The sequence below is a fragment of the Stenotrophomonas sp. NA06056 genome (assembly GCF_013364355.1).
Classification (GTDB): Bacteria; Pseudomonadota; Gammaproteobacteria; order Xanthomonadales; family Xanthomonadaceae; genus Stenotrophomonas.
The window spans coordinates 2,424,281-2,450,498 of record NZ_CP054931.1; the positions used below are offsets into that span (position 1 = coordinate 2,424,281).

General features: G+C 63.0%; 23 protein-coding genes. 7 read left to right on the top strand and 16 right to left on the bottom strand.

Going from position 1 to position 26,218, the window contains the following annotated elements:
• The first annotated feature begins 72 nt into the window (after positions 1-72).
• The gene (locus tag HUT07_RS10750; RefSeq protein ID WP_176020946.1) at positions 73-519 is read left to right on the top strand and encodes a chemotaxis protein CheW; all 447 of its coding nucleotides are present in this window, start codon (positions 73-75) and stop codon (positions 517-519) included.
• A 135-nt stretch (positions 520-654) separates the two neighbouring features.
• Positions 655-1,419 (top strand): hypothetical protein, encoded by a 765-nt coding sequence (locus HUT07_RS10755; protein ID WP_176020947.1) that lies wholly within the window; start codon positions 655-657, stop codon positions 1,417-1,419.
• Here HUT07_RS10755 and HUT07_RS10760 read toward each other — a convergent pair.
• The 3 genes from HUT07_RS10760 to HUT07_RS10770 form a co-directional block, all read right to left on the bottom strand.
• On the bottom strand, positions 1,416-2,198 hold the full coding sequence (locus HUT07_RS10760; protein ID WP_176020948.1) for a 3-hydroxybutyrate dehydrogenase: 783 nt from the start codon (positions 2,196-2,198) through the stop codon (positions 1,416-1,418). The two genes, HUT07_RS10755 and HUT07_RS10760, sit on opposite strands and share 4 nt — an antisense overlap.
• A gap of 108 nt (positions 2,199-2,306) precedes the next feature.
• Entirely contained in the window at positions 2,307-3,044 is a 738-nt protein-coding gene (locus HUT07_RS10765) for a hypothetical protein (protein WP_176020949.1), read from the bottom strand.
• 97 nt (positions 3,045-3,141) lie between these two features.
• Positions 3,142-3,981 (bottom strand): type 1 glutamine amidotransferase domain-containing protein, encoded by an 840-nt coding sequence (locus HUT07_RS10770; RefSeq protein ID WP_176020950.1) that lies wholly within the window; start codon positions 3,979-3,981, stop codon positions 3,142-3,144.
• A gap of 96 nt (positions 3,982-4,077) precedes the next feature.
• On the opposite strand from HUT07_RS10770, the gene HUT07_RS10775 reads away from it, so the two are divergent.
• The 3 genes from HUT07_RS10775 to HUT07_RS10785 all read left to right on the top strand — a co-directional run bounded on the left by HUT07_RS10775 (position 4,078) and on the right by HUT07_RS10785 (position 7,137).
• Positions 4,078-4,995 (top strand): LysR family transcriptional regulator, encoded by a 918-nt coding sequence (locus HUT07_RS10775; protein WP_176020951.1) that lies wholly within the window; start codon positions 4,078-4,080, stop codon positions 4,993-4,995.
• A gap of 550 nt (positions 4,996-5,545) precedes the next feature.
• Positions 5,546-5,902, top strand: coding sequence for a hypothetical protein (locus HUT07_RS10780; protein ID WP_176020952.1), 357 nt, complete (start codon positions 5,546-5,548; stop codon positions 5,900-5,902).
• A gap of 155 nt (positions 5,903-6,057) precedes the next feature.
• The gene (locus tag HUT07_RS10785) at positions 6,058-7,137 is read left to right on the top strand and encodes a DNA methyltransferase (RefSeq protein WP_176020953.1); all 1,080 of its coding nucleotides are present in this window, start codon (positions 6,058-6,060) and stop codon (positions 7,135-7,137) included.
• A 1-nt stretch (position 7,138) separates the two neighbouring features.
• Here HUT07_RS10785 and HUT07_RS10790 read toward each other — a convergent pair whose 3' ends face one another.
• Both HUT07_RS10790 and HUT07_RS10795 read right to left on the bottom strand, forming a co-directional pair.
• The gene (locus tag HUT07_RS10790) at positions 7,139-8,056 is read right to left on the bottom strand and encodes a hypothetical protein (protein WP_176020954.1); all 918 of its coding nucleotides are present in this window, start codon (positions 8,054-8,056) and stop codon (positions 7,139-7,141) included.
• On the bottom strand, positions 8,053-8,295 hold the full coding sequence (locus tag HUT07_RS10795; protein ID WP_176020955.1) for a helix-turn-helix transcriptional regulator: 243 nt from the start codon (positions 8,293-8,295) through the stop codon (positions 8,053-8,055). Before HUT07_RS10795 ends, HUT07_RS10790 begins: the two co-directional genes overlap by 4 nt.
• Positions 8,296-8,549: 254 nt before the next feature.
• Between HUT07_RS10795 and HUT07_RS10800 the strand changes: the two genes are divergently transcribed.
• Positions 8,550-11,087 carry an ATP-binding protein gene (locus HUT07_RS10800; protein WP_176020956.1) on the top strand — a complete coding sequence of 846 codons (2,538 nt, stop codon included), beginning with the start codon at positions 8,550-8,552 and terminating at the stop codon, positions 11,085-11,087.
• Positions 11,088-11,170: 83 nt separating this feature from the next.
• Here the strand turns inward: HUT07_RS10800 and guaA are convergent, their stop codons facing one another.
• The 5 genes from guaA to moeB form a co-directional block, all read right to left on the bottom strand.
• Complete coding sequence (gene guaA / locus HUT07_RS10805; RefSeq protein WP_176020957.1) at positions 11,171-12,736, bottom strand: glutamine-hydrolyzing GMP synthase; 1,566 nt, start codon at positions 12,734-12,736, stop codon at positions 11,171-11,173.
• A gap of 109 nt (positions 12,737-12,845) precedes the next feature.
• On the bottom strand, positions 12,846-14,303 hold the full coding sequence (gene guaB / locus HUT07_RS10810; RefSeq protein ID WP_176020958.1) for an IMP dehydrogenase: 1,458 nt from the start codon (positions 14,301-14,303) through the stop codon (positions 12,846-12,848).
• A 728-nt stretch (positions 14,304-15,031) separates the two neighbouring features.
• On the bottom strand, positions 15,032-15,910 hold the full coding sequence (folD, locus tag HUT07_RS10815; RefSeq protein ID WP_100552320.1) for a bifunctional methylenetetrahydrofolate dehydrogenase/methenyltetrahydrofolate cyclohydrolase FolD: 879 nt from the start codon (positions 15,908-15,910) through the stop codon (positions 15,032-15,034).
• 173 nt (positions 15,911-16,083) lie between these two features.
• Positions 16,084-17,919: a monovalent cation:proton antiporter-2 (CPA2) family protein gene (locus tag HUT07_RS10820; protein ID WP_176020959.1), complete on the bottom strand. Its 1,836-nt coding sequence runs from the start codon at positions 17,917-17,919 to the stop codon at positions 16,084-16,086.
• A 321-nt stretch (positions 17,920-18,240) separates the two neighbouring features.
• The gene (moeB, locus tag HUT07_RS10825) at positions 18,241-19,377 is read right to left on the bottom strand and encodes a molybdopterin-synthase adenylyltransferase MoeB (RefSeq protein WP_176020960.1); all 1,137 of its coding nucleotides are present in this window, start codon (positions 19,375-19,377) and stop codon (positions 18,241-18,243) included.
• A gap of 61 nt (positions 19,378-19,438) precedes the next feature.
• Between moeB and HUT07_RS10830 the strand changes: the two genes are divergently transcribed.
• Entirely contained in the window at positions 19,439-19,963 is a 525-nt protein-coding gene (locus HUT07_RS10830) for a GNAT family N-acetyltransferase (RefSeq protein WP_176020961.1), read from the top strand.
• A 66-nt stretch (positions 19,964-20,029) separates the two neighbouring features.
• Here HUT07_RS10830 and der read toward each other — a convergent pair whose 3' ends face one another.
• From der to rlmN, 6 genes are all read right to left on the bottom strand, one after another.
• Positions 20,030-21,427 (bottom strand): ribosome biogenesis GTPase Der, encoded by a 1,398-nt coding sequence (der, locus tag HUT07_RS10835; RefSeq protein ID WP_025874993.1) that lies wholly within the window; start codon positions 21,425-21,427, stop codon positions 20,030-20,032.
• A 15-nt stretch (positions 21,428-21,442) separates the two neighbouring features.
• On the bottom strand, positions 21,443-22,651 hold the full coding sequence (bamB, locus tag HUT07_RS10840) for an outer membrane protein assembly factor BamB (protein WP_176020962.1): 1,209 nt from the start codon (positions 22,649-22,651) through the stop codon (positions 21,443-21,445).
• Positions 22,651-23,289 carry a tetratricopeptide repeat protein gene (locus HUT07_RS10845; RefSeq protein ID WP_025874997.1) on the bottom strand — a complete coding sequence of 213 codons (639 nt, stop codon included), beginning with the start codon at positions 23,287-23,289 and terminating at the stop codon, positions 22,651-22,653. Before HUT07_RS10845 ends, bamB begins: the two co-directional genes overlap by 1 nt.
• A gap of 64 nt (positions 23,290-23,353) precedes the next feature.
• Positions 23,354-24,214, bottom strand: coding sequence for a RodZ domain-containing protein (locus tag HUT07_RS10850; RefSeq protein WP_176020963.1), 861 nt, complete (start codon positions 24,212-24,214; stop codon positions 23,354-23,356).
• An 18-nt stretch (positions 24,215-24,232) separates the two neighbouring features.
• Positions 24,233-25,021, bottom strand: coding sequence for a tetratricopeptide repeat protein (locus HUT07_RS10855; protein ID WP_176020964.1), 789 nt, complete (start codon positions 25,019-25,021; stop codon positions 24,233-24,235).
• Positions 25,008-26,213, bottom strand: a complete 1,206-nt coding sequence (gene rlmN / locus HUT07_RS10860; RefSeq protein ID WP_176020965.1) for a 23S rRNA (adenine(2503)-C(2))-methyltransferase RlmN — start codon at positions 26,211-26,213, stop codon at positions 25,008-25,010. Before rlmN ends, HUT07_RS10855 begins: the two co-directional genes overlap by 14 nt.
• Positions 26,214-26,218 lie beyond the last annotated feature (5 nt).

The following is a 26,218-nucleotide window of genomic DNA, read 5'->3' on the forward strand; positions in this document are numbered from 1 at the left end:
CCAAGTACGCGTTACATCACATCAACACGGCATCATTGCAACGCAGTCTCAACACCCTTCCACAGGTTCGTCTTGCAGCCCACTTTCCCTTCGGCCGGTGAACCGGCCCCGTCGTCGCCGTCCTTCATTGAAGTCGTTGTTGTGCGGGCCGGTACCCACCTGTTTGCCATCGATGTCGAAGCCGCGATTGAAATCCGCGGGCCGGAAACCTTTGATCGCCCCGGCAGTGGCACGCGCCCGCACCTCGCCGTGCGCGGCCACGCCCTGCCGGTGGTCGACCTGCGCCAGGCCATCGGCTTGGCCGCCTTCGCCCACGGCTGCCCGGCCATGCTGCTGATGCAGGCAGGCGCGGAGACCTTCGCTCTGGCCGTCGACGAGGTGCGGGACATCGAAAGCGTGCCATGCCACAAGGTGCAGCCTGCCACGGATATCCCGTTCGGGTTCTGCAGCCATCGCATCGCGTTGGGCACTTTGGGCGAGATCCCGTTGATCGACCACGCACTGTTGAAGATGGGGTGATCCGCCGTTGCGTGGCTATTGCGCCGGGCAAACGCTGAATGCCGCCCTCACGCTCACCCACGCCAAACCCGGTTCCGACCGCCCTCCGACGGCGCCCATCACAGCATCGCCTGCAGACGTTCCAGGCAACCCTCGATGAGCGCTTCAGACACAGGTTCCCTGCACAGCAAAGTGGCGGCGGTCACCCTCGGCTTCTGGGTGATGAAGATCGCCGCCACCACCCTCGGCGAGACCGCCGGCGACCTGCTGTCGATGACGCTCAACCTGGGCTACGTCGCCAGCTCGGTCATCCTGCTGACCCTCTTCGCTGGCCTGCTGGCCGTGCAGCTGTCGGCGCGGCGCTTTCACCCGGTGCTGTTCTGGTCGGTGGTGCTGGCCACCAGCACCGCCGGCACCACCCTATCCGATCTGATCGACCGCACGCTGGGGCTGGGCTACGCCACCGGTGCAAGCCTGCTGGCGGGCTGCCTCGCGCTGGTGCTGCTGGCGTGGCGGTTGTCGGAAAAGTCGATTTCGGTCAGCCATATCGCATCGCGCCGCGCCGAAGGTTTCTACTGGACCGCCGTGCTGTTCTCCAACACGCTCGGCACCGCGCTGGGCGATTTCCTCGCTGATGATTCCGGGCTGGGCTTCACCGGCGGCGCGCTGCTGATCGGCAGCCTCATCGCGCTTACCGCGTTGGCCACCCGCATCAAGGGCATCAACCGGGTGGTGCTGTTCTGGATCGCCTTCGTGCTGACGCGTCCGTTCGGCGCCACCTTCGGCGACCTGCTGACCAAGCCGCTGGAAAAGGGCGGGCTGGGCTTCGGCACGGTGGGTTCTTCGCTGGTGCTGTTCACCATTCTGGTAACGCTGGTGGCGCTGCCGATGCTGCAGCGTAAGCCGCAGCCAGCCAGCTAGCGCGCCGTCCAGCCGCCGTCCACCGGCAGCGCCGTGCCGGTGATCTGTGCCGCCGCGTCCGATGCCAGGAACACCACCATCTCCCCCAACTGCTCGGGTGTCACGAACTGTAGCGAAGGCTGCTTCTCGGCCAGCAGCGCGCGGGCGGCGGTTTCCTGATCCGTGCCGTCCTTCTCTGCCAACGCGGTGATCTGCTGCTCCACCAGCGCCGTTCGCACCCACCCCGGGCAGATCGCATTGGCGGTGATACCCGTGCCCGCGTTTTCCAGCGCCGTTACCTTGGTGAAGCCCACCACGCCGTGCTTGGCCGCCACATAGGCCGACTTGTTCACCGAGCCCACCAGCCCGTGCACCGATGCGATGTTGATGATGCGACCGGCGCCCTGCTGTTTCATGTGGGGCAAGGCCGCTGCCGTTGAATGGAAGACCGCCGAGAGATTCAGCGCGAGGATCGCATCCCACTTCGCTACGGGAAATTCCTCGATCGATGCGGTGTGCTGGATGCCCGCGTTGTTCACCAGGATGTCGATACGCCCCATCGTCGCAACGGCGCGGTCGATCATCCCGCGCACCGCCTCGCCCCGCGACAGGTCGGCGCCATCATGCGCCACCCGCACACCGAACTCGGCTTGCAGGCCGGAGCGGATGCGTTCGATCTCCTGCGCATCACCGAAACCATTCAGCACGATGTCCGCGCCTTGCCGCGCAAGTGCCGTGGCAATGCCAAGACCGATACCGCTGGTAGAGCCGGTAACCACCGCAACTTTTCCATTGAACATGGGCGAGCTTCCATCAGGCATAGGCACCCAGTGTAGCCCTGTGTCTCCACTCCAAGCGCGGATCAGTAGATCCACGCCATGCGTGGATGCTGTTGCCTCAACGCCCCATCACTTCCAATGATCCGGCCCCAAAAACGGCAGGCTCAGCACAAACACCGGAACGGCCACAGGCACCAATGCAGCCCCCAACACCTTCCCCGCCGTCGTCCCAACCCCCGGCTTGTCCGTATCGTCCGGCCGAATCCGCTCAGCCCGCGCGGTAATCGACTGCGGCAGCTTCGCCTTCGCGGCCAGCGCCGCATCATCCGGCAGCTTCACCCGCTCGCCATCACTCTCGAACAGCGCGCTGTAATAGCTGCCGCCCTGCCTGGAAAGATTGCAGTCCGGGTTCGCCGCCAACTCGTAGCGGGTCCGGGCTTCAAGGATGTACGGCTGGCGCGTCAACGCAGCGATGGCCTTGGCCACTCGCGGGCTGATCTCCAACCGCTCCAGCTTGAACTGCGCCACCTGTTCCGGCGTCACCTGCTCCGGCCGGAGCAGCAGCGCGTAGCTGCCATGCACCTTGGTCCGATCAGCCGGAACGCGCCAGTCCTCACGGAAGTACATCTGCGCGCAGACCACGGCCTCGCGCAACGGGCTGTCCATCAAGGCGCGGTAATCACGGAACGGCGCGGCGTCGAAGCGCATTGGCTCTTCAAAGCGCGGCAGCAGGTACAGCTTGCCGTCGTCGGCCACGAACGCGCCGGTAATCTCGCGATTGGAATGGTGGTAGTCCGGCCCACTGGCGCAGCCAGACAGCAGGCCAAGGCACACGGCGGAGAGAATGAAGCGGATGGACGTTCGCATGTCGTATTGAAGGGCTTCCCTGGAAAACCGGCCCCGCCATAAGGTCGAGGCCAGTCTGTCATGGTGCCACGGCGCCGCATGCGATGCAGAACCCGGCTTACTTCAAACGCTCCACCAACCGCTGCCCCACCTCCAGCGCCGACGCCGGGTTCTGCCCGGTAATCAGCTCGCGATCCACCACCACGTGGCCGGTCCACGGCGTGGCGTTGCTGCTGAACTTCGCACCGGCCCGCTGCAACGCAGTCTGCGGGTAGAACTTCATCTCGCCGCCGCCCAGCAGCGGCTTGGCCTGCTCTTCTTCCTGGTTGCTGATCACCGTCATCTGGTAGCCGCTGTAGATCCACTTCGGCGTGGCGGGCATTGCACCCGCCTCCAGCTTTGCCACGAAACCCGAAGCATCCGGCAGCGTGGACAGCAGCGCAATCGGCCCGTGGCAGACCAGCGCGGTGGTCTTGTTGCGCTGGTGGAAGTCGGCCAGCAACCGGCCCAGCGCCGGGCTCTTCAGCAGGTCCTGCATCGGCGCGTGGCCACCGGGAATGTAGACCGCATCAAAATGCGCGTAGCCCTGCTGCTCCACGCGCGCCAGGCTCACCACCGGCGAGGCCGTCGGCGAGGTCAGCGCCAGTTTCTCCAGCAGCTCCTTGTGCAGCGTCAGCTGCGCGGCATCGTTGCCGAAGTACGCCGGCGTCACCGAGGACGCATCCACCGTCGGCGCCCGCCCCTGCGGCGTGGCGAAGGTCACCTCGTGGCCCGCGTCCAGCAGCAGCTTGACCGGCTGCATCAGCTCGTTGAGATAGAAGCCGGTGGACAGCACCCTGCCGTCCTTCAGGTCCAGGTGGTTTTCGTCGGACAGCACCACCAGCACGTTGGCGGCATGCGCGCCGGTTGCGGTTAAGGTCAGCGCCAGCGCTGCGGCCAGCCGGGTCATCAGGTTCATGGGGAGCTCCTATCGGGGAATGGCCGCCACTTTATTCATCGCCCCAGCGGCGATAAATTGGCCTTATCGCAAAACATCTGTTCCCCGGAGAGCCAAATGAGCCGCAAGTTCGACTACCTGGGCGATGTGGAGGTGTTTCTGGCGGTGGTCGAGCACGGCTCGTTCACGGCCGGCGCGGTGGCGCTGTCCACCACGCCCTCGGTGCTGAGCCGCGCGGTCACCCGCCTGGAAGCGCGGCTGGGCCGGCAGCTGCTGCAGCGGACCACCCGCCGCGTGGGCCTGACCGACGCCGGGCGGCTCTATCGGGAACAGGTGCGCACCGCCTTCGGCCTGCTGGACGACGCCGAGCGCGATGTACTGGCCCAGGACGGTGCGCTGGCCGGCCGCGTGCGCCTGAGCGTGCCCACCACCTATGGCCACTATCGGCTGCCGCCCGTGCTGGCGCGCTTTGCGCAGCAGTACCCGCAGGTGCAGGTGGAACTGAACATCACCAACCGCAACGTGGACCTGGTGGCCGAAGGCTTCGACCTGGCCATCCGCCTGGGCCAGCTGCCGGACAGCGGGCTGGTGGCGCGCAAGCTGGAAGACGCCCCGCTGCTGCTCGTGGCTTCGCCGGACTATCTACAGCGCCGCGGCACACCGCAGACGCTGGACGACCTGCAGCAGCACCTGTGCCTGCCCTTCGTAATGCCGCGCACAGGACGGCTGGCACCGTGGATCTTCCGCGACGACGGGCGCGACGTGGACTGGCTGCCGCGTTCATCCATCGAGACCTCCGACGATGTGCTGGGCGTGGTGTCGCTGGCCGAACAGGGCATCGGCATCTGCCAGAGCTATGCGTTCATCGTGCGCGAGCGGTTGCAGCGTGGGCAGCTGGTGGAGGTGTTGCCGCAGCTGCGCGGGAGATCGCGACCGTTCTCTGTGATCTATGCGCCGCATCGGCGGCAATCGGCGGCGGCGCGGGCGATGATTGAGTTGCTGGTGGGGAATGCGGCTGAGGATGGCGTCAGTTAAGGCCGGGGGCTTGTTAACGGTGTCGGGTTTGAACCGGTTTTCGGGGTGTGCGGCTGATCGGGCGCCGTGGCTTGGCGAGGCTGACTAAGAACTGTTGTAAAGAAGGCCGTCGCGCTATGCGCTTGCGGCATGGGCGATTGCGCCACTTTGATTCGCAATCAACAGAGCAGCTGCGCGAATGCGTCTGATGGCGTCGCGTGCTGCACGAATGGTGCGTGCAACAATACTTCTTCGCTCTCGAATTTCGCGATTTTTTCGCGAATTTCAATTTGCATTCGGAGCGACCGCGTAAACACCATGGCGCGCCACCGACAACGGGTGGCCGGGTCTGCAAACCCGAAGAAAGCGACGTCTGTTGTTTACGCTTGCCCGTCGGCACCGTCCTTAACCGGTGCCGGCGGGCAATCCGTCGGCCTTTATGGCGGGCGGTGCGTGGGGGTCTTCGGGCCCGCCGGTTTATGACGTCGCTTCATCCGGTTTGCAGCCACGCATCGTCCGCCACCCCGCTTACGCGGTGGCGCTGTTAAGCACAGCCAAGGAAACCGACGCCATGAGCGAATCCGAGACCTTCTCCTCATACACCGTTGTTGAGCCCATCAACGACGACACCCCGCTGCCCGACCTGAACACCTTCTTGGGCATCCTCAAGCGCATGCGCGGATGCGAGGGTGCTGATGGACTGCCCTGGCCGGAGAACGATGTGTCACCTGGCCGGCGCGTGAGCCTCGCTAGGACTGAGCGCGCGTTGGTGGGGCTACTGACGGTGTTGGAGGTGCTGCACTCGGCGGACCGCTGCCGGGTGGCAGCAGAGCCGGAGCGGCATTTGGATGAGGGGGTGGTTGATGGGTTGTTCTTGGCTTGCCGGGGGTTGGCTGAGTGGGCTTGTCACGAGGTGAGGCCCTCTTAGCTTCAACGGAAGCCGGCGAAGCTTCAGCTTTGTCCATTCAGCCCGGCGCCGTGACCATGCGCTGCAGCAGTTGCGGGCATTTGCGCGAGAGTTGGACCGCCCCTATCCCGTTCTGGGATATCATGCCCCTTAGAAGATAGGAGTCATCGTCCGATATGCCCGCAAGTAAGAAGCCCACTCCCACCAGCACGGTTGGACGAGGCAAAACTGTAAAGCTAGTGGATGCACCCGCGTCAAGCATCTATCAGGATGAAACTGTTCACCTAAGTCTCGGAAATAGTCTCGAGGCCTACGAGCAGTGGCCATCTCCGACCGTTATTGTTTCCGACGGCGCCTATGGAGTACTCGGATTTGAGGGAGATACTTCTGATCACCTCGGCATCCCGGATTGGTACGACGCGCACGTTAAGGCGTGGAGTGAAAAGGCAACTGGACAGACGACTTTATGGTTCTGGAATTCAGAGATTGGCTGGGCTGCCGTACATCCCATCCTTGAGAAGTACGGATGGCGCTACGTTAATGCGAATGTTTGGAACAAGGGTCGGGCACATATCGCAGGAAACGTAAATACAGCAAAAATCCGCAGATTCCCGGTGGTGTCCGAGGTCTGCGTTCAGTATGTATTTGAGCCAAAGATCGATGATCTTACGCTTCAACGCTGGTTGTACCGCGAATGGAAACGCACCGGATTGGCCATGCGAAAGGCTAACGAAGCGTGCGATGTCAAAGATGTCGCAGTTCGGAAGTACTTGGACCAAGGGCATCTCTGGTATTACCCGCCACCGGAAATGTTTGAAAAGATGGCACTCTACGCAAACACGCATGGCAACCCCGAAGGCCGCCCCTACTTTTCAGAGAATGGAGCCGCCCCCATGACCGCAAAGGATTGGGCACGCTATCGCTCTAAGTTCCGATGCCCAATGGGCTATACCAATGTCTGGGACCGCGGGGCACTTCACGGGCGCGAGCGACTTAAAGTACCTCACCTGAGCTCGAAGGCTGCTCACCTGAATCAAAAGCCCCTGGATCTCATGCGACTCATCATTGAAGCCGCTAGCGATCCTGGCGACGTAGTGTGGGAGCCATTTGGAGGACTCTTCTCCGCATCTCTGGCAGCCAGCCAGCTAGGCCGGCGTGCATTTTCGAGCGAAATTGACCCCACCTACTTCCAACTCGGCGTTAGTCGGTTTGAGTCACAGTTACCACTCAGTCAAAAAAGGGATGCCGACATATAGTCTACTCGACAACACTTCCAACGGGACCTTCGCCGATACCGAAGGTCTCGGACAAGACATTAGCCACCGAATCTCGGCCATGGAGCGAGAAAATCTGTTTCCAATTGTGAACAGACCTTCCATGTACGATAGATCTATGGACACGCGTCTTGAACTTCTCAATCTCCACATGCCTTATTCGATCGATTTTTGCGAAGTTGGTGTCGAGACGGTATGAGAAATTCGCCATTAGTTGAGCCAAAAGCAATTGATAGCTATGGTCCGGAGAATAGATTCTGCCAGCTCTGCCCCATGACTCGACGAACGCCCTCGCCGCCTCAAACTCCTTCTCCGTACCCTGGAATATATATCCGGCTGTATTTGTTTGCTGAAGGTTCGCCGTGCGTGCCGCGGTGTCATAAGGCTCAATCACTATGTAGCCGGGCGGATTGTGATAATGGTCATCACGAGCCTTCGCGACTGACGCGCCTGAGACAATCACGATATCGACGATACTTGGCTTGCCAAAAATAAGAGACTCGGGCAACCAAGCCAGAAGGGCAACGAAAGTATTGCCCTGGCCAAAGCTTCTCTGACTATCTTTGAATCTGGCGGTAATTTCAGTAGCGAGTGGGAACCAGGCCTTTATCTCGAATCCTGGCGTAGGCGTCACGTCGCCTCGAAATACCGTATCCGGGAATCCCGGGTCTTGGCGATGCCAACGCCCCAGTCCATTAAAATCCGGAAGCTCGTTAAGATACTCACACGTATTGAATTCCAGTAGATTCCCAACCAATGGGGACAACTTAGAAACGATCTTGGTGAGATTTACAGCAGCCTCAGGGGAAACAGGCTTCGCAAGCTCAAGCACATCGAACGAATGGCCCCGCAGCCCATCCAAATGCTTGCCTGCCACATAAAGTACATCCGATGTATTCATTCCACCTCCGCAAGCACACGGCGCAGCACTTCAGCCGGGTCTTCACCTAAACAACTACAAACGGCAATAAAGTCAACCACGTCCAATCGCCGCTCCCCCAGCTCGTACTTTGAGACAAATGATTGAACGCGCTGAAGGCGCTTTGCGACCTCCGCCTGCGTCAAGCCAGCCCGTTCACGAGCATCAATTAGCGATGCTCGCAATCGAGCGTAAGTTGGACTGTGCAAAGGTGCTGTCATGGCGACATATTAAAGCCCAAAACCGAATATCCCATTTTGTACTACACAGACCAGGTTCGACTGACCGCATATGTCGCCCATGCGTGCAATCGCTAGGCTGCCAACGATCAGCGAACCCCGCCCCTGCCCTTTGCTCACAAGGGCCTTAGATCACGAATTGACAAGAGCTGACATCGCTGACCTACTGACGCAGGGAGTGCTCATCACATTGGAATATCCCAACAACAACCAAGCTCGGATGCACAGGGGGCGTCATGGATCTCACAACTCAATTGCAGCAAGTCGTAGAAGGAGTACAGAGCGGCAAGATTGGAGCCGAACTGGAGGGAATTTTTTTTCCTTTGGGCTCACCCGTCCCGGCGGAGCGCGACCTATGGGACTACAAGGCCGACTTCAGAGCAGACAAGCTTGCTTATGCTGAGCTCGCAAAAGATATCACTGCATTCCATAATTCGTACGGCGGATACATATTAATTGGCGTCAATGAGAAGATTCGCGACGAGATATTCGAAACCTGCGGTTACAACCGCCCTCAAGATTTCGTCATCAGCCTAAAGGGTGCAATTGACTCATATTGCTCATCACAAATACCAATCTCCGTAGGCGACATTTTCCCTCAAAAAAGAACAGTCGCTTATATCTTTATACCTCGCAGAACACCAGAATCACCCCCAGTGTTCCTCCAGCGCAACGGCCCTGATATCAAGCCAGGGAAGCCTATCTTCCTCGAGAAGACCACTTATTTTCGGCAGGGCGATAGGAGTCTACCAGCAACAATCAGCCAGCAATGGGAATTTCTAAACGGACTAAGGAATCCGGATGAGCTATTGACAGGGCGAAACATTGTCTCCTCTGCGACCCCCTCATCAAGAATCATTCCAAACAATCTTCCTGATAGAAACGTAATATGCTCACATCTTTACGGCAGAGAAGATATTCTCTCCGACCTGTGGGCATGGATTGCTGATGAACTCGAACCAGTTCGCCTACTAGCCGGCGCGGGAGGCAAAGGAAAAACCTCCATAGCGTACGAATTCGCAAGCCGCTTCTTCAGGAACGCGCCACTCCCATACATTCAAGTGTTGTGGCTATCTGCAAAGAAGCGACAGTTCCGCGCGGATCGAAATGATTTTGTAGACTTGCCACACAGCTGGTATGAAAACCCTCGAGAGCTTCTTGAGTCGCTGTGCTTGAATACAGCTGCAATTCTAGATGGGCAAGAATCAGAAGAGACAGAGTACACGCTACAGAAAAAATTGCGGACAAGTCTTAAGGAGATTCCGTCGTTCATAATTGTGGATGACATTGACTCATTGGAAGCAAATGAGCAGCGGCGTGTCTTCGAAATTGTTCAACAGTTATCCGCAGGGGCGAACTCAAAGTTCCTACTGACAACTCGAGCCAATTATGCGTTCTCAAACGAGCAATGCATCGTTGTGGGCGGCTTAAGGGGGGAGGCTTACATATCCTTCGTTAAGGATCGAGTTCGTCGGTTGGGGCTTAGCGATCTGAGCCATCGTGATCGCGATAGGCTTGCGGAGCGAAGTGATGGATCGCCCCTTTGGACCGAATCCATGCTTCGCCTCATGCGGCAAGGTTACACTTTTGATGATGCAGTTTCAGAGTGGTTCAAAAAGCCAGGCGAGGACGCTCGTGCCGCAGCGCTAAAGAAGGAAATCTCCGCCTTAGGACCCTCTGCAAAGCGCATACTTTTTGTTGCCTCGGTGCTGCGAGAGTGCTCACGCGCTGAGCTGCTCGATGTCACTAAGTTGGGAATGGTCGAGTTCGATGACGCGCTGACTGAGCTTCAAACTCTATTCCTAGTCGACGCCCCCAAAATAATAAAGAACGAACCAAGATTTTCCGTCCCAGAATCGACCGCGGCAGCGGTATTTGACGCACAAGCAACCCTCGTAGCGGATCCAGAGCGACTTCGTCGTTCAGCTCAGGAGTACTTGCAAAGGGCGACTTCATCGGATGGCAAAGCCGCCCGTAGCAAGGTAGGGCTCGCAATAAACCAGACCATGGCACTCTTGAAATCTAGTCAACTCCAAGAGGCACTTGCAACAGTAGATCAGGCACTCAATAGAGACCCCAAGAATCCTGACCTATTGCTACTGAGAGGACGCTGCCTGAGGGATCTCGATACAGCCAAGGCGGTTGAGGCATTTTCATTGGCACATCAGTTTGGTCAAAGAAAGCCACTTCTCTTTGATCTCTGGTACAGCGCGTCCGAGTCACTGGAACAGCACGCGGCAACTCTGGATGTAGCGAACCTTGCAGTTGACTTTATGGCGGACAATGCGAAATGGCTGCCACTGAGGGCTCGAGCATATGTACAGATTGCCCTGATGCGCAATCGGGATAGCCAGTCCTCCTCCTCAATTGAACTCCTCCTAAAGGCAGCGTCGGACATTCGGGAGTCAATCACCCTTACCAGGCACTCCACGAAGGAAGCAGAGGCACATCGTGCAGATCTTCGATCAATTCATGATGTAGCTTGGAAGCTTGCCTCTGGTCAGGACGCTCACTCCAATCTTCAGGCATTCGATGTTGCAGTAACAAGCCTCACTAATGGGGACTATCGGGAAGAGTGCTTTGAAAGGCTTGTATCGTCGACATCTAAGCTGGCCACGAATGTCGCATCTCAGGGGCCTACAGTATCAAGAGGTGCTCGTTCTCGCATTTCTCGAGCCCTTCGCGCACTACAGTCCATACAACCTTCTAGACTTGGGACCTCGCGAGCCGCCATTTGGAAGGGGGCTCTTTTGGCGATCGAATCAATGGGGTAGACAAGTCGAACAAGAGGATATTCGCTCTACTAGCAAGCTGCTCAAACAACAAGGGCGCCTCTCGGCGCCCTCGTTCTTTCAACTCATTCCCACTCAATAGTCGCTGGCGGCTTCCCCGAGATGTCATAAACCACCCTCGACACCCCCCGCAACTCATTGATGATCCGGTTGCTCACCGTCCCCAGGAACTCATACGGCAGATGCGCCCAGTGCGCCGTCATGAAGTCGATCGTCTCCACGGCCCGCAGCGCAATCACCCACTCATAAGCCCGCGCGTCACCCACCACGCCCACCGACTTCACCGGCAGGAACACGGCAAACGCCTGGCTGGTCTTGTCGTACAGGTCGGCCTTGCGCAGCTCATCAATGAAGATGGCATCGGCCTTGGCCAACAGCTCGGCGTATTCGCGCTTCACTTCGCCCAGGATGCGCACACCCAGGCCCGGGCCCGGGAACGGATGGCGATAGACCATGCTGCGCGGCAGGCCCAGCTCCACGCCGAGGCGGCGCACTTCGTCCTTGAACAGCTCGCGCAGCGGCTCCACCAGGCCCAGCTTCATGTGCTCCGGCAGGCCGCCCACGTTGTGGTGGCTCTTGATCACATGCGCCTTGCCGGTCTTGCTGCCGGCCGACTCGATCACGTCCGGGTAGATGGTGCCCTGCGCCAGCCACTTGGCGTTCTTCAGCTTGTTCGACTCTTCGTCGAAGATCTCAACGAACAGGTTGCCGATGATCTTGCGCTTGGCTTCCGGGTCGCTCACGCCTTCCAGCGCGTTGAAGTAACGGTCGGCGGCATTCACGCGCACCACCTTTACGCCCATGTGCTCGGCGAACATCGCCATCACCTGGTCGCCTTCCTGCCAACGCAGCAGGCCGGTATCCACGAACACGCAGGTCAGCTTCTCGCCGATGGCCTTGTGCAGCAGTGCAGCCACCACGGACGAATCGACGCCGCCGGACAGGCCCAGGATCACTTCGTCATCGCCCACTTGATCTCTTACGCGGGCAATCTGGTCGTCGATGATGTTGGCGGCGGTCCACAGGGTCTGGCAGCCGCACACATCCACCACGAAGCGGCGCAGCAGTGCCTGGCCTTGCAGGGTGTGGGTCACTTCCGGGTGGAACTGCACGCCGTACCAGCGCTTTTCTTCGTTGGCCATGGCGGCCACCGGAATGCGGTCGGTGGTAGCGGTGATGGTGAAGCCCGGCGGTGCAACGGAGACGTGGTCGCCGTGGCTCATCCAGACATTCAACTTCGGCTCGCCGCCGTGGTCGCTCAGGCCCTTGAACAGTGCATCCGGGTTGATCACGTTCACTTCGGCGTGGCCGAATTCGCGCTGGTCAGCGGCTTCGGTGGCACCGCCCAGCTGCGCGGCCAGGGTCTGCATGCCGTAGCAGATGCCGAAGATCGGCAGGCCGCTGTCGAACACTTCCTGCGGCGCGGCGGGCGCGCCCGGCAGCGTGGTCGATTCCGGACCACCGGACAGGATGATGCCCTTGGCGCCGAAGCCGGCAATCTCGGCCGGGTTGTGGTCCCACGCCCAGATCTCGCAGTAGACGCCCAGCTCGCGGATGCGGCGGGCAATCAGCTGCGTGTACTGCGCGCCGAAGTCGAGGATGAGGATCTTGTCGTTATGGATGTTGGTCATGGCGCCCCGGCAATGCAGTAGGGAAAACGAAAACGTCAGATTTTTTCAGCGGCAGATGGAGAAAGAGGAACGGGAATCAGCTTCCTCGTTCCTCTTTGCTCGTCCCGCATCAGGAGCGGTAGTTCGGCGGCTCTTTGGTGATCGTCACGTCGTGGACGTGGCTCTCGCGCTGGCCGGCGCCGCTGATCTTCACGAACTTGGGCTTGCTGCGCATGTCCTCGACGGTGGCGCAGCCCACGTAGCCCATGGTGGCGCGCAGGCCGCCCATCAGCTGGTGGATGATGCCGCCCACCGGGCCGCGGTACGGCACGCGGCCTTCGATACCTTCCGGCACCAGCTTGTCGGCGGTGGCGGCGTCCTGGAAGTAGCGGTCCTTGGACCCCTTCTCCATCGCAGCCAGCGAGCCCATGCCGCGGTAGCTCTTGTACGAACGGCCCTGGAACAGCTCGGTTTCGCCCGGCGATTCCTCGGTACCGGCCAGCAGGCCACCGACCATGATGGTCGAGGCACCGGCGGCCAGCGCCTTGCCGATGTCGCCCGAATAGCGGATGCCGCCGTCGGCGATCAGCGGGATGCGGTCCTGCAGCGCTTCGGCCACCAGGTCGATCGCGGTGATCTGCGGCACGCCCACGCCGGCCACCACGCGGGTGGTGCAGATCGAGCCCGGGCCGATGCCCACCTTCACTGCGTCCGCGCCGCTGTCCAGCAGCGCCAGCGCGGCTTCACCGGTGCAGATGTTGCCGCCGATGACCTGCACGTTCGGGAAGTTCTTCTTGACCCAGGTCACGCGGTCCAGCACGCCCTGCGAATGGCCGTGCGCGGTATCGACCACGATCACGTCCACGCCGGCAGCGACCAGCGCTTCCACGCGGCGATCGGTATCGCCGCCCACGCCGACGGCGGCGCCGACCAGCAGGCGGGTGGCGATGTCCTTGGCAGCGTTCGGGAAGTCGGTGTTCTTCTGGATGTCCTTGACGGTGATCAGGCCACGCAGGGCGAAATCATCGTTGACCACCAGCACCTTTTCGATGCGGTTGCGGTGCAGCAGCTGCAGCACTTCATCAGACGCGGCGCCTTCCTTGACCGTGATCAGGCGATCCTTCTTGGTCATGATGTGGCGGACCGGATCGTCCAGCTCGGTCTCGAAGCGCATGTCGCGATGGGTCACGATGCCGGCCAGCAGGCCGTCGCTACCTACCACCGGCACGCCGGAGATGTTGTGCGCCTGGGTCAGGGCCAGCACGTCGCGGATGGTGGTTTCCGGGCCGACGGTGATCGGGTCGCGGATGACACCGGCCTCGAACTTCTTGACCTTGGCCACTTCGGCGGCCTGCTGCTCCACGCTCAGGTTCTTGTGGATGATGCCCATGCCGCCCAGCTGTGCCATGGCGATGGCCAGGCGTGCTTCGGTGACGGTGTCCATGGCTGCGGACAGGATCGGAAGCTTGAGCTTCAGGTCGCGCGTCAACCGCGTTTCGAGGTTGACGTCCTTGGGCAGGATGGTCGAATGAGCGGGGACGAGCGAGACGTCGTCGTAGGTGAGAGCTTCAGCCTGGATGCGCAGCATCGGCATACCCGAGATGTGGGGAAGCGCGACATTTTACCCTGTTTTGGCGGCCTGTGGCAGGGGGTAGATGCGACGCAGTGTCGCGCGGGCGAAGATCTATTCAGGACACCCGGGTCACTGCCCTTGGCGGGTGAGGACCACCGCCCTTGGTGGGTGCGGACCGTTGGTCCGCACAATCCCTCAGACACCTGTACCCCAGCAGAAATCCTACTCTCTGGCATTGTGCCGACCAACGGTCGGCACCCACCAACAGCAGATCTCCCCAACAGCCCCTCGGGCCAGATCCCTCGCCTTCGGTGGGTGCGGACCGTTGGTCCGCACAATCCCTCAGACACCTGTACCCCAGCAGAAATCCTACTCTCTGGCATTGTGCCGACCAACGGTCGGCACCCACCAACAGCAGATCTCCCCAACAGCCCCTCGGGCCAGATCCCCCGCCTTCGGCGGGTGCGGACCGTTGGTCCGCACAATCCCTCAGACACCTGTACCCCAGCAGGAATCCCACCCCTCCGGCATTGTGCCGACCAACGGTCGGCACCCACCAACAGCAGATCTCCCCAACAGCCCCTCGGGCCAGATCCCCCGCCTTCGGTGGGTGCGGACCGTTGGTCCGCACAATCCCTCAGACACCTGTACCCCAGCAGGAATCCCACCCCCTCTGGCATTGTGCCGACCAACGGTCGGCACCCACCCACAAAAGACACACACCTACAGAAGAGCAGAACCCATCAGACCCCAGCTTCCGCCGCTTCCAACGTGTTCTGCATCAACGTGGCCACGGTCATCGGGCCCACGCCGCCCGGCACCGGGGTGATCCAGCTCGCCCGCTGCGCTGCAGCCTCAAATCCAACGTCACCCACCAACCGGCCGTCATCCAACCGGTTGATACCCACATCAATCACCACCGCGCCCGGCTTCACCCACTCGCCCGGCACGATACCCGGGCGGCCCACCGCCACCACCAGGATGTCGGCGTTGCGCACGGCCTGTTCCAGCACGTCCTTGGGGGTGAACTTGTGGCAGCTGGTCACGGTGCAGCCGGCAATCAGCAGCTCCAGGCCCATCGGGCGGCCGACGTGGTTGCTCACGCCGACGATGGTGGCGTTGCGGCCGCGCACCGGCTGGTCGGTGTGGCCCAGCAGCGTGGTGATGCCGCGCGGGGTGCACGGGCGCAGGCCGAATTCGCGCAGGGCCAAGTGGCCGACGTTTTCCGGATGGAAGCCGTCCACGTCCTTGCGCGGGTCGATGCGCTGGATCAGGCGGCGCGCATCCGGGATACCCGGCAGCGGCAGCTGGATCAGGATGCCGTTGATCTTCGGGTCGGCGTTGAGCTGGTCGATCAGGTCGAGCAGCTCGGCCTCGGTGGTGCCGGCCGGCAGATCGTAGTCATAGGCTTCGATGCCGACCTTCTCGGCCGCGCGGCGCTTGTTGCGCACGTACACGGTCGAGGCCGGGTCGCCCCCCACCAGCACCACGGCCAGGCCCGGGCGGCTGCCACCGGCGGCAACACGGGCGTCGACCCGCACCTTCAGGCTGTCGAGCAGGTCCTCGGCGATACGGCGGCCATCGAGGATGCGGGCAGGAAGCTGGGGGGCGGAGTCGGTCATCGGGGGCAGGCGTGGGGCGGCGGGGACGCTATTGTCCCCGATTCACGCCCCCTCGCCCACCGGGAATGCTGGCCGCCGCCGCTTCGGTAGTGCCGGCCGCTGGCCGGCAACCTCATGAACGCAGGAAGCACCGTGCAGCTGCCGGCCAGCGGCCGGCACCACCAGGCTTCAGATCATTCCTCTTCTTCTTCCGGCACGTCATCCGCATTGAGCGTGCGTGCCTTGCGCTTGGGCGCGGTGAACGGCGTCGGCGTCGGCACACCCGGCAGCGCGCTGCCGAACACCATGTGTGCACCGGCACGCAGGTTGCCGCCGGCCATTTCCAATTCGAAGCGTTCGGCATCGCGCTCGCGAATCTGCTCGGCGATCTCGCGCGCGTCGTCTTCTTCCGCACCCAGCTCCACCAGCGCGGCCTGCCCGAACAGCAGCGCCGATTCGAAGGTTTCGCGGATCTGGAAATCCACGCCGGCGTGGATCAGCCGCAGCGAATGCTCACGGTCGAACGAGCGCACCAGCAGCTTGGCCTGCGGGAACTGATGCGCCACCAGTTCGACGATGCGGTCGGCGTCCTCGGCATTGTTCACGCAGACCGCGATCGCCCGCGCACTGCCCGCGCCCGAAGCATGCAGCACGTCCAGGCGGGTGCCGTCGCCGTAATAGATCTTGAAACCGAAACGCTCGGCGTTGTGGATCATCTCCACATCGTTGTCGATGATGGTCACGTCCACGTCGCGGGCCAGCAGCGACTGGCTGGCCACCTGGCCGAAGCGGCCGAAGCCGATCAGCAGCACGCTGCCGGACAGACCATCTGCAGTGTCCACGCCTTCCAGGCTGACGGTCGGCTTTGGCGCTACGCGCTTGTAGACCAGCACCACCAGCGGCGTCAGCGCCATCGACAGCACCACCACGGCGGTGAAGTTGGCATTGATGTCGAGGCTGATCACCCCGGCGCTCGCAGCCGCCGAGAACAGCACGAAGGCGAATTCGCCGCCCTGCGCCATCAGCACGCCACGGTCCAGCGCCTGCGCGTGGTCGCTGCCCATGATGCGCGCGACCACGTAGATGCACAGTGCCTTGGCCGCCATCAGTGCGACCACCAGGCCGAGGATCATCGGCCAGTTGCCAGCCACCACGCCCAGGTCCAGCGCCATGCCCACGCTGAGGAAGAACAGGCCCAGCAGGATGCCGCGGAATGGTTCGATGTCCGCTTCGATCTGGTGACGGAAGGTCGATTCGCTCAGCAGCACGCCGGCCAGGAATGCGCCCATCGCCATCGACAGGCCGGACAGCTGCATCAACAGCGCCGCGCCCAGCACCACCAGCAGTGCGGCGGCGGTCATCACTTCGCGCGCCTTCGATTCGGCCAGCACGCGGAACAGCGGGTTGAGCAGGAAGCGGCCGACCAGCACCAGGCCGACGATGGCGCCCACGCCCATCGCCACCGACATCCAGCGCGAACCCTCGCCATCGGCGCTACCGGCAGCCGGCGCCATCCACGCCACCAGCGCCAGCAACGGCACGATCAGCAGGTCTTCGAACAACAGGATCGAAACGATCTTCTGCCCCGACGGCAGCGCGATGTCGCCGCGCTCGGCCAGCAACTGCATCACCACGGCGGTGGAGGTCAGCACGAAACCGGTGGCACCGATGAAGGCGACCTGCCACGGCAGCCCGAACAGCTTGGCGATGCTGGTCAGCACCAGCGCGCAGGTGACGATCTGCAGCGTGCCCAGCCCGAAGATTTCCTTGCGCAGGCTCCACAGGTGCGAGGGCCGCATTTCCAGGCCGATGACGAACAGGAACATGACCACGCCGAGTTCGGCGGTATGCAGGATCGCCTGCGGGTCGGAGAACCAGCCCAGCCCGAACGGACCGATCGCCAGGCCGGCGGCAAAGTAGCCCAGTACCGAGCCCAGGCCGAGCCGACGGAACAGCGGCACCATCACCACCGCTGCGCCCAACAGGGCGACGACCTTGACCAGCTCGCTGGTCGCTGCTTCTACCGCCATGCGGTGTTTTCCCCAAGATCCAGAATCGGGTTCAACAATAGAGCAATGCCGATGACGGCAATAGCACGCATGTTGCGTCGGATTGTCTTGGAGATGGAACGATAGCGGGAACGAGCCCCGACATCATCCTGAAACCCGATACATCCATCCACGCATGGCGTGGATCTACTGATGCGCCGGTAGATCCACGCCATGCGTGGATGACGCCCAACCGGGTTCGCCTACGCCAGTAGATCCACGCCATGCGTGGATGACGCCCCAACCGGGTTCGCCCACGCCAGTAGATCCACGCCATGCGTGGATGAGGCCCCGACCACGCCCTCACCCGCCCCGACAAAACGCGGCGTAATCGATATACCCGGGGAATGGCACACCCGGCGCACACACCGGGCACCGCGTGTCCGGGCCAATGCCGGTCTCGCGGAAACGCATGCCCAGCGCGTCGAAGCGCAGCAGGCGCCCGACCAGCGGCTCGCCGATGCCCAGCAGCAGCTTCAGCACCTCGGTGGCCTGCAGCACGCCAGCCAGCCCCGGCAGCACGCCCAGCACACCCGCCTCGGAGCAGTTGGGTGCGAACTCCGGCGGCGGCGGCTCCGGGAACAGGCAGCGGTAGCACGGCGCCACGCCACGCTGGCGGCCCGCATCGAACACGCTTACCTGGCCGTCGAAGCGCTCGATGGCGGCATAGACCATCGGCTTGGCGTGCTTGATGCAGGCGTCGTTGAGCAGGTAGCGCAACGGGAAGTTGTCCGACCCGTCCAGCACCACGTCGACGTCCTGCAGCAGGCGATCCACGTTCTCCGAGGTCACCCGCTCCGGCACGGCCTCGACCTCGATGGACGGGTTCAATGCCAGCAGTCGTTCACGCGCCGAATCGACCTTCAACTGGCCGACGCTGGCCTCGGTATGCACGATCTGCCGGTGCAGGTTGCTGCGCTCGACACGGTCGTGGTCGGCAAAACGCAGGTGCCCTACCCCGGCCGCGGCCAGATAGAAGCCAGCCGGTGCACCCAGGCCACCGGCCCCCAGCACCAGCACCCGCGACTGCTGCAGCCGGCGCTGTCCGGCCTCGCCGACCTGCGGCAGCAACAGGTGGCGCGAATAGCGGTCGTAGAAATCGCGGTCGGCAGCGCTGGTCAGCGGCTGCACCAGCGGCAGCGACAACTCACGCCAGGCCACGGTGCCGCCAGCGACGGAGCTCACATTCGTGTAGCCCGCATCCAGCAGCGCCTGCGCCGCATCGGCCGAGCGCTTGCCGCTCTGGCAGATCAGCAGGATCTCCTGTTCCGGCAGCGGCAGATGCGCAGCCGCGTCGGCCAGCAGCTCGCCTTTGGCCACGCCGCGCGCGCCTTCGGCCATGCCGCCCGCCCGCTCGTGCGCCTCTCGCACGTCGATCAGCACGGCGCCATGGGCCAGGCGTGCGCGCGCCTGTTCGGGGGAAAGCTCTGGAATGCTCATGGCGTCCATTGTAGAGCCGCGATCCATGTTGACGGAGCCGGCGACCCATAGGACCCTCTGAATGGTGACGCCGTCAATCAACCTCCTGCAGACCGATCACCTCGTGCTCCGGCCGTTCTCATGCGCCGACGGCAACGAGGTGTTCGCTGAGATCACGCCAACGCTGACCCGCTTCATGGCATTCGATCCGCCGGACTCTCTTGCGGCATTTGAAAAGATCGGCCAGGAGTGGGTTCGCCTGATCGAGGAAGGCTCGGAATACACCTTTGTGATCCGGCATCTGCAGGACGGACGTTTCATGGGCATCGCCGCAGTGCATGACGCTACCGAGGACGAGCCCGAGCTCGGCATCTGGATAAGCGAGCGCGAACATGGACACGGCTACGGCGGCGAGGCAGTGCGTGCCGTCGTCCACTGGTGCGCGGAACGGCTGGCGGCCGTCGCCTATCGCTACCCGGTGGCTGTGGAAAACGTGGCCAGCCGGAAGATTGCCGAAGGCTTGGGCGGTCGGGTGGTTGGCACCGAACAGAACGCGAAGTTTGCTTCGGTGGTTTATCGGATTCCGGCGTCGGAGCCAGTTGGCTGAGGTTGCCGGCCAGCGTCCGGCACTACCCCAACAAAAAAGGCGGCCCTGCGGCCGCCTTCTCGTGAATCACTTGCCCTTGACGTGCTTCATCAAGCGCCGCTTGGCCTTGACCTGCCGTTCGGTCAGCACGTTCTTCTTGCCTTCGTACGGGTTGGCACCCTCGCGGAAGATGAACTGCACCGGCGTACCGATCAGCTTGAAGCGCTTGCGGAAGAAGTTCTCCAGGTAGCGCTTGTACGACTCCTGCAGTTCCTTCAAGCGGGTGCCGTGCACGATGAAGGTCGGCGGGTTGGCGCCGGCCGGGTGCACGTAACGCAGCTTGGAGACATGGCCGCGGATGGTCGGCGGCGGGTTGGTCTCGTAGGCCACTTCCAGCGCCTTGTTCACTTCGCTGGTGGTGAAGGTCTTGTTCGCCGATTCGTGCGCGCGGTGCACCGCACGGAACAGCTCGCGCAGGCCCGAACCATGCTTGGCCGAGATGCGCACGGACTCTGCCCACGGCACGAAGCCCAGACGCAGCGACAGCATCGTCTCTGCCTGCTCACGCTGGTAGTCGGTCAGGCCATCCCACTTGTTGATGGCGATCACCAGCGCGCGACCGGCATCCAGCACGGCGCCGAGCACGGTGGCGTCCTGGTCGGTCACGCCTTCGGTGGCGTCGAGCATCAGCACGGCCACCTGGCACTGCTCGATCGACTGCATGGTCTTGACCACCGAGAACTTCTCGACGACCTCGTCCACGCGCGAACGGCGACGCAGGCCGGCGGTGTCGATCAGGCGGTACTCGCGGCCGTCACGCTCCAGGTCCACCGAGATCGAATCGCGGGTGGTGCCCGGCACGTCCGAAGCGATCATGCGCTCTTCGCCGAGGATGCGGTTGACCAGGGTCGACTTGCCCACGTTCGGGCGGCCGACGAAGGCAATGCGCACGCGGTTCGGATCGTTGTCCAGCTCTTCGCCGCTGCCCTCTTCCGGCAGGCGCTGGATGACCTCGTCGAGCAGGTCGTCCAGGCCCTGACGATGGGCCGCCGACACGGTCAGCATTTCGCTGAAGCCGTAGCGGGCAAACTCCGAACGCACGGTGTCCTCGTCGGTGCCGTCGATCTTGTTGATCAGCAGCAGCGTCGGCCGCGACAGCTTGCGCAGCCAGGCCAGGATCTCATCGTCCATCGCCGAGGTGCCCTCGCGGGCATCAACGACAAACAGGATCAGGTCAGCTTCGCCAGCGGCAGCGCGGGCCTGGCGCGTGGTAGCGCCGGCCAGGCCTTCTTCTTCCTCTGCGATGCCGCCGGTATCGACGACGAGGAAATGGTTGTCCTCGTCAAGCCGGCAGACGCCATAGTTGCGGTCCCGGGTGACGCCGGGCTGGTCATGGACCAGGGCGTCACGTGTACGGGTCAGTGCATTGAATATGGTCGACTTGCCGACATTCGGCCGTCCAACCAGGGCGACCAAAGGCAGCATCGCGATTACTCCGTATTAATTTGCCAACCGGAATGCGGTCAGCTTGCCATCAACGTTCTGCACCAGCAGCACCCCATCGACGACGATTGGCTGGGCCAGAAGCGCTTCACCGCCACTTTTCGCCCGCGCTGCCATCGCGCCATCGGAGGCCTGCAGCCAATGCAGGTATCCCTTGTAGTCACCGACCACCACGTAGTCGCCGTGCAGCGCCGGACCGGTCAGCGAGCGCCGGGCCAGTGCGGTCTGCGACCACATTGCCGCGCCGCTGGTCTTGTCCAGGCCGAACACGCCGCCCTTGTTGTCGGTAACGAAAACATTGCCCGAAGACACCGCCACACCACCGGCACCGCCGTGGTCACGCGCCCACAGCGGGCGACCGGTCGGGCCTTCGATGGCCATGGTCTGGTTCTTGAAGCTGCTTACGAACAGCGTATTGCCGTCCAGCACCGGAGCACCATCGACGTCGGCCATGCGGTCCAACTCGGTACGGCCTTCGCCGGTGCCGACGTTCTGGTCCCACAGCGTGCGGCCATCCTGCATGCCCAGCGCAGCGACGCTGCCCTCGTCCTTGCCGATGAACAGCACGCCCGGACCGGTCACCACCGGCGCGTTGCCACGCACGGTCAGCGCCGGCAGCTCGCTCGGGTTGAACCACTTCTGGGTGCCGTTGCCGGCATCGAACGCGGTGACGCGACCATCATTGCTGCGCACGAAGACCATGCCCTGGGCAATGGCCGGCGCGGCGATGACTTCGTTCGGCACGCGTGCGCGCCACTTCTCGCTGCCATCGTTGATGTCCAGCGCGATCACCTGGCCATCGAGGGTGCCGATGACCACCAGGTTCTCGCCGACGCCCGGACCACCGGACAGCCGCAGCTTGGCCTTCTTCTTTTCCTTCTTCGGTTCCCAGGTCCAGACCTTCTTGCCGGTCTGCAGGTCGATGGCGTGCACGCCACCAGTGATCGCCGCGGCGAACACGTGGCCATTGGCCACTGCCGGGCCCTGGCGCACGCCGATGCGGCGCTCGCCCTTGCCCAGGTCGACCGACCAGGCCTTGTTGACCTTCAGGGTCGGCTCGAACTTGACCAGTTCAGCCGGCTCCTGCGCCTTCTTCGCTGCTGCGTCCTTGCCGGCGAACCAGCCCTTCATGGTGCTGCAACCGGACAGCGCCATACCGAGCAGAAGCACGGTGGCGACGCGCGTGATCATGACCTTCTGACTCATCAAACCGACTCCGCAGGGGCGGCGACGGTGCCGCCGGCGTCCATAACCTTGGTTTCCAGCAGGCGCCGCTGCGGCGCTGCCACGTCCAGCGTCTTCAGCGCCTTCTCATACTGTTCGCGGGCCGCGTCACGCTTGCCCTGCGCCATCAGCGCATCGCCATGGATTTCCAGGCTGCTGCTGTCGGTGGCGCTGCCCAGCAGCTTGATGGCTTCATCGCCCTTGCCGGTCGCCACCAGCAGGCGTGCCACGCGCTGGTCGACCACGCGCTGCAGGTCGCCCTCGACCTTCACCGCGCGCAGGGTAGCCAGCGCTTCTTCATTCTTGCCCGCATCAACCTGGGCCTTGGCCAGCTGCAGCGCCGCCAGGTCGCCGTAGATGCTGGACGGGCCAGCTTCCAGCGCCTTGACCGCCTTGGCCGCGTCGTCGAGCTTGTTCTGCTGCAGGCCCACCAGGGCCTTCTGGTACTCGACGTTGGCCGAGGCCAGCTTGCCGCCCTGATCCTTCTGGTACCACTGCCAGCCGGCAATGGCACCGATGGCGATGACTACGCCACCGAGGATGCTGGCGCCATTCTTCCGCAGCCAGCTGCGGACGCGTTCACTTTGTTCGTGCTCGTCGAGCAGGTCGTCGATCGCCATGCGTACTCTCGCCCCGCCCATCGGGAGGGACCATTGGGATTATCGAAGGTGGTGAAACCGCGCCTCAGTGTGAAACCGGGACAACGGAGCCTTCAGAGGATACCTGAAAGCGTGCCACGTTGGCTCGCTGATAGGGCGTCAGATCGACGATAGCGCCATTCTGCTGAACCTGGACCGCCGAGGCGTTGCCCAGGGTGACCCGGGCCACCTGGCCGGGTGTGAAGCTGCGGGTCTCGCCCGCCTTGATCAGCGCCTTCTCGACACTGCCGCCATCCGGACCGGCGATATCGACCCAGCTGTCGCCACTGAACTGCATGTCCAGGCTGGCGGCAGCGGCTGGCGCGGCGCGGGGCACCGGGGCCAGCGAGGCAACGTAGGGAGTAGCGGTCGGCTTGGCGACAGGTGCGGCCGCCACTTCGGCCGGTGCTGCAGCGGCAGACCCTGGAGCGGCCGGGGTGACCGGTACGGCAGCCGGGATCACGTCCAGCGAGGCCGTGCTCGGCGAGGGCGCGCTGCCATCGAAGTGACCACGGGTGGCGAACCAGACCGGGACGGCCAGTACGGCGGTAATACCGACATACAGCGCACGGCGGCCGAGATTCTCGGCGATCCGGCGCGCACGCGGGGTATGGGTGTGGCTGACCAGGGTCGGCGGAACCACCGGGCCGACCTGGGCCTGCTCCAGCAGTTCGCTGATATCGACGCCAAGCAGGCGGGCGTAGCTGCGCAGCTGGCCGCGCACGAACACCGGCGCACCGAGCTTCTGCCACTGCTCCTGTTCGAGCGACTTCACCACTTGAACCGGCATGCGCAGGCGCTGGCCGACGTCTTCGAGGGTCAGTCCGGCGGCCTCACGGGCCTGGCGCAGGCGGGTGCCGCAGCCGGCCACGGTCTCGAGATCGCTCACAGTCTGGTCATCAATCACAATGCATCAACCCTGGAGTTAGGAGCCCGCGTCCTGCGGAAATTCCTGTCGAATCCGCTGAAGATAGCGATCAGATGCCGCCCGATCACCCAGCCGCGCCTCGATTTCAGACGCAAGTTGTAACACGGAACGCGTGGCCGGTGCAGCCGCAATCCTACGTTCGGCGAAGGCGCGGGCCTCCATGAACTGGCCGCGACGGAAGCTCAGCTGGGCCATTGCCTCCAGCGCGACCGGGTTTCCCGGCGCCTGCGCCAGGGAAGCACGCAGGTCACGTTCGGCGCGTTCAAACTGACCAGCGTCCAGCGCGCACCCCCCGGCATTGGCCAGGGCAGCGGCGGGCGTGGCGTAGCCCGGGGCAGCCAGGGCGCGATCAAACCAGACCAGCGATTCGGCCGAATGGCCGTGCTGGCACAACCAGGCTGCGTAATTGTTGAGCACGTCACCGCGTTGCGGCGCCAGCTCTGCAGCACGACGGAAACCGTCGCCCGCCGCCTGCTCGCGCCCCTTGCGGTCTTCAACCCCGGCCAGCAGCATCACTGCATCCACGCCATTGGGCTGGAGCTTCAACGCGCGGCGCACCTTGCGCTCGGCCTCGTCCAGATTACCCACCTGCATGTCGCGGGCAGCCAGCGCCAGCAGGTCCTCGTAATGGAATTTCTGCCGCACGCCCGGCGCATCACGGACGCTGTGGATCGGCGCGACCCCGCCCGGGCCGATCGGAATCTCACTGGTGGTCGTGCAACCGCCCGCTGCCAGTGCCAGGGCGCCTGCGAACAAGGCCACCGGCAGGCGATCAGGCCGCGGCATCGCTCCCCTTCCCTGCCTGCAGCGTCTTGTTGAACTCGGCCTGGCGGCGGGTGCGGTCCATCACCTGGCCCTTGAGCTGGCCACAGGCGGCGTCGATATCGTCGCCACGGGTACGGCGCACCATCGTCAGCACGTTGCTGTCGAGCAGGATCTTCTGGAAGGCGCGGATATGCGCTTCTTCGGAACGCTCGTAGCGGGTGCCGGGGAACGGGTTGAACGGGATCAGGTTGACCTTGCCCGAATCCTTGGCCTGCACCGCGTTATCGAACTGGCGCATCAGGCGGGCCAGCTCGCGGGCATGCTCGGGCTTGTCGTTGATGCCCTTCATCAGGGTGTATTCGAAGGTGACCGATTCGCGGCGCTTGTTGGCGCGCAGGTAGCGTGCGCACGAGGCCATCAGCTCGGCGATCGGGTACTTCTTGTTGAGCGGCACCAGCGTCTCGCGCAGCGCATCGTTCGGCGCATGCAGCGACACCGCCAGCGACACATCGCTTTCGGTGGACAGGCGGTCGATCTGCGGCACCAGGCCGGAGGTCGACAGGGTCACGCGCTTGTTGGCCAGGCCGTAGCCCAGGTCGTCGCGCATCACGCTCATGGCGCGCACGACATTGTCGAAATTCATCAGCGGCTCGCCCATGCCCATCATCACCACGTTGGTGAGGCGGCGCATCTGGTGCGGCACGTTGCCCAGGTGGCGCGCGGCAACCCACACCTGGCCGATGATCTCGGCGGTGGTCAGGTTGCGGTTGAAGCCCTGGGTAGCGGTGGAGCAGAACGTGCAGTTCAGGCCGCAACCAACCTGCGAGGACACGCACAGCGTGCCGCGGGTCTTGTCGGGGATGTACACGGTCTCGATGGCGTTCTTGCCATCCACGCCCATCGCCAGCAGCCACTTGTGGGTGCCGTCGGCGGAGGGCTTGTCGAACACGATGTTCGGGACGAGGACCTCGGCATGCTCCTGCAGCTTGGCGCGCAGGACCTTGCCGAGGTCGGTCATCTCATCGAACTCGGTGACGTAGCGATGGTGGATCCACTTCATCACCTGATGGGCACGGAACTTCTTCTCGCCGAGAACCTCGACGAAGAACGTTTCCAGGCCCGCGCGATCGAGGTCGAGCAGGTTCTGCTTGCCAGCCGTGGGTGCCGACTTCGGCAGTGGCTGGATGGCGATTTTCTGTACGACCTCGTTCACGGCAT